This window comes from Pseudoflavonifractor sp. An85 (assembly GCF_002161235.1).
Classification (GTDB): domain Bacteria; phylum Bacillota; class Clostridia; order Oscillospirales; family Oscillospiraceae; genus Enterenecus.
The window spans coordinates 1-3,276 of sequence record NZ_NFHE01000064.1; the positions used below are offsets into that span (position 1 = coordinate 1).

The following is a 3,276-nucleotide window of genomic DNA, read 5'->3' on the forward strand; positions in this document are numbered from 1 at the left end:
GGCGAATGGACGCTCCCGCAGGACGCCACCGGTGTCGTTCTGAAGAACGTGCCCGAAGGCTGGAACGTCTCGCTCGTCAACGAACCGCCCCTATCCATGGACAAATCTTGGCTGTACACCGTCAGCAGCCCGGACGGGAAGATCAGCGTGACCTACCGGTTCACCGTGCCCCACGTCTACACCGTGGACGAGCTGAGGGGCGTGACTGCCACAGCGGACGGGGAACCGGTAGAAGGCTTCGATCCAACACAGACAGGTACATGGACGATTCCCCATGGCGCTGCGGTAAGCCTAGAAGGGATTCCCTCGGATTGGGTGACGACACACGAGGACGGCACCCTCGTGTGGGCGATCACCGCGCCGGACAACTCTGTCAGCGTCACATGGACGTTCGAGCAGGAACAGCCCGCGCCGTCCACGGACGACCTGAAGGGCGTGACGGCCACCGTGGACGGGATTCCGGTGGACAACTTCGACCCCACACAATCCGGCACATGGCTGGTGCCCCACGGTTCGACGGTCAGCATCTCCGGCATCCCCTCGGACTGGCAGGTGGCCCACGAGAAGGGAACCCTCACATGGACCCTGACCTCGCCGGACGGCTCCCTCAGCGTCACATGGACGTTCGAGGAGGATCAGCCAACACCCTCTAAGGACGATCTGAAGACCGTGACTGCCACCGTGAACGGCACCCCGGTCGAGGGCTTCGACCCGGTGAACGGCGGCACGTTCCCCGTCCCGGCGGGCACCACCAGCGTGGACCTCGCAGGCATCCCCGAAGGCTGGACCGCCACACCCATGCAGGACGGACTGGGCTTCAACATGACCAGCGAAGACGGCAGCCTGAGCGTGGAATATGTGTTCCAGCCGGAAACCGCCGTCCACACCGTCTCCTTCGACTACGGCATCGAGGGCATGACCGGCAGCCAGCAGGTCGCCGACGGCGGAAAGGCAACCGAGCCGGTTGCCCCGGTGCGCGACGGCTACACGTTCGATGGGTGGTTGTTGGACGGTCAGCTCTATGATTTCGCCACTCCGGTCACCGGGAACATCACCCTGACCGCCGACTGGACCATCAACACGTACACGGTTCGCTTTGACACGGCAGGCGGTAGCAGCGTACCCGAACAGGCCATCGACCACGGGCAGAAGGTCACGGAACCGGCAGCGCCCACCCGTGAAGGCTATACCTTCACTGGCTGGCTACTGGACGGCAGGCCGTTCGATTTCACCACGTCCGTCACCGGTGATCTGACCCTGACGGCGGGATGGCAGGAGAACGAGCCGCCCGCACCCGTCACCCACACGGTCACATTCGACAGCGCCGGTGGCAGCGCGATCCCCGCGCAGACCGTCACCGACGGCGCGGTCGCCATCGATCCCGGCGTCCCGTTGCGCGACGGCTACAAGTTCACCGGCTGGCTGTTGGACGGGGAACCCTTCGATTTCTCCACGCCCATCACAGGGGACATCACTCTTGTCGCTGGCTGGGAGGAAAGCGAAGAACCCGCGCCGGTCCTCCACACCGTCACCTTCGACGACGGCATTGGCAACACGGTCGCGGTGAACGTGCAGGAGGACGAAACCGTGCAGGAACCCGCCGCACCATCACGTGAAGGCTATGAGTTCACCGGCTGGCTCCTTGACGGGGAACCGTATGATTTCTCCACACCCGTCACCGGGGACATCACCCTCGTGGCCGGATGGGAACAGGCCGAGGAGCCGGACCCCGTGACCACGTTCACGGTGTCGTTCCGCACCAACGGCGGCACCACGGTGGAACAGCAGACCATCACAGAGGGCGGCACGGCGGCGAAACCCGCCGACCCCACCCGTGAAGGCTACGAGTTCACCGGCTGGCTGCTGGACGGCCAACCCTATGATTTCTCCACGCCCGTCACGGGAAACATCACCCTTGACGCCGCATGGAGGCAGATCGCATCCCTTGACGAACTGGCGGGCGTGACCGTTACAGTGGACGGAACCCCGGTGGAGGGCTTCGACCCGACCGGCGACGGCGAATACCGGATCGGGGAGGGCGCGAAGGTCGAACTGACCGGCGTACCCGAAGGCTGGACTGTGATCCGTCAGGAAACGGACAACGGGTTCACATTCACCCTGACCAACGGCGCACGCACCGTCGTCTACACCTTCACCACCGCAACACAGGAAGAGCCTGACACACCCGACAAGCCGGATGAGGAGACCCCTGCGACCCCCGATCCCGGCGACAACGGAACCGACGGCGACGGTACCGGGGAATCCGACGGCGAACCCGTAGTGGATGATGCCAGTGAAATGGCGGACACCGGCAGCGCCGTACTGCCCGCCGCACTGGGCGCGATCCTCGCCGCTATGGCCGGTGCCTTCCTGCACGTCCGCAGGCGCAGGAACGTCGGGAAGAGCGGGGACACGTCCATGGGGACCGCCCGCGAGGAGTAGAATAAGTAACGGTGGAGGATGACATCATTCTCCCCGGCTTGATAAACCTCCACATAGGAAAGGGGACAGAACAACATTCTGTTCCCTTTCCTTTTGACAGACAAGGCAAAGGAACATCCTGAGCAGAAATTGACCGAAGGATGATTGGGCAATGAAAAGCGAAAAGCCGGTGAGGATCGTGAAGGTCCACACCGGCTTTCTCTGCTGAGGAAGGGAAAGAGCGCTGGGAATAGGGAAGACCGCGCCCTCAGTGAGATAGTATCCCCAACACCAGACGGACGGCTATTCTGATTTCGCTGTGAAGATCAGGTCCATGCTGTTGTCCTTGTCCAGCGTGAGCCTCGTCATGTCCGACATGACCTCCAGCTTGTACGTCGTCTTCGCGCCGTCGATGGTGAGATCGCCGATGAACTGGGGGTTGTCGCTGGTGTTGAACCGGGAGAATTGATTCACGGTGACGGAGTATTCGCCGGAGTGGTCGGACGCGCCCCATTCCCCGTCGTTTGGGCCTTGGTGGAAGACGTAGTACTTCTGATCGTAGACGCCCTTGACGAAATCGGCCCTGCCGTCCTTGAAAGTGATCGTCTCCGCCTGCTTGCAGGAGCTAACGGAGGCCACCTCTTTCTTCCAATCGGCGGATTCCAGATAGTCCATGACGGTGTTCGGCAGGTTGTCCGTGAACTCCCGTGTGGCGGCCTGTGCCTCCTCCTTGCTGGGGTAGAAGCGGGTGCCCAGCTTCTCCTCGCCCGCATACTGGTATCCGTCGCTGCCCTCGATGGGAGTCAGGGTGATGATCTCGCCGTGGGACTCGTTCAGGGTGATGCCGCCGTTTTC

General features: G+C 62.8%; 2 protein-coding genes. One reads left to right on the plus strand and one right to left on the minus strand.

Going from position 1 to position 3,276, the window contains the following annotated elements:
• The coding region (locus B5G37_RS14115) for an InlB B-repeat-containing protein (RefSeq protein WP_204217950.1) at positions 1-2,442 on the plus strand (2,442 nt) is incomplete at its 5' end.
• Positions 2,443-2,724: 282 nt separating this feature from the next.
• Here B5G37_RS14115 and B5G37_RS15305 read toward each other — a convergent pair.
• On the minus strand, positions 2,725-3,276 hold a 552-nt coding region (locus B5G37_RS15305; RefSeq protein ID WP_158099441.1), incomplete at its 5' end, for a hypothetical protein.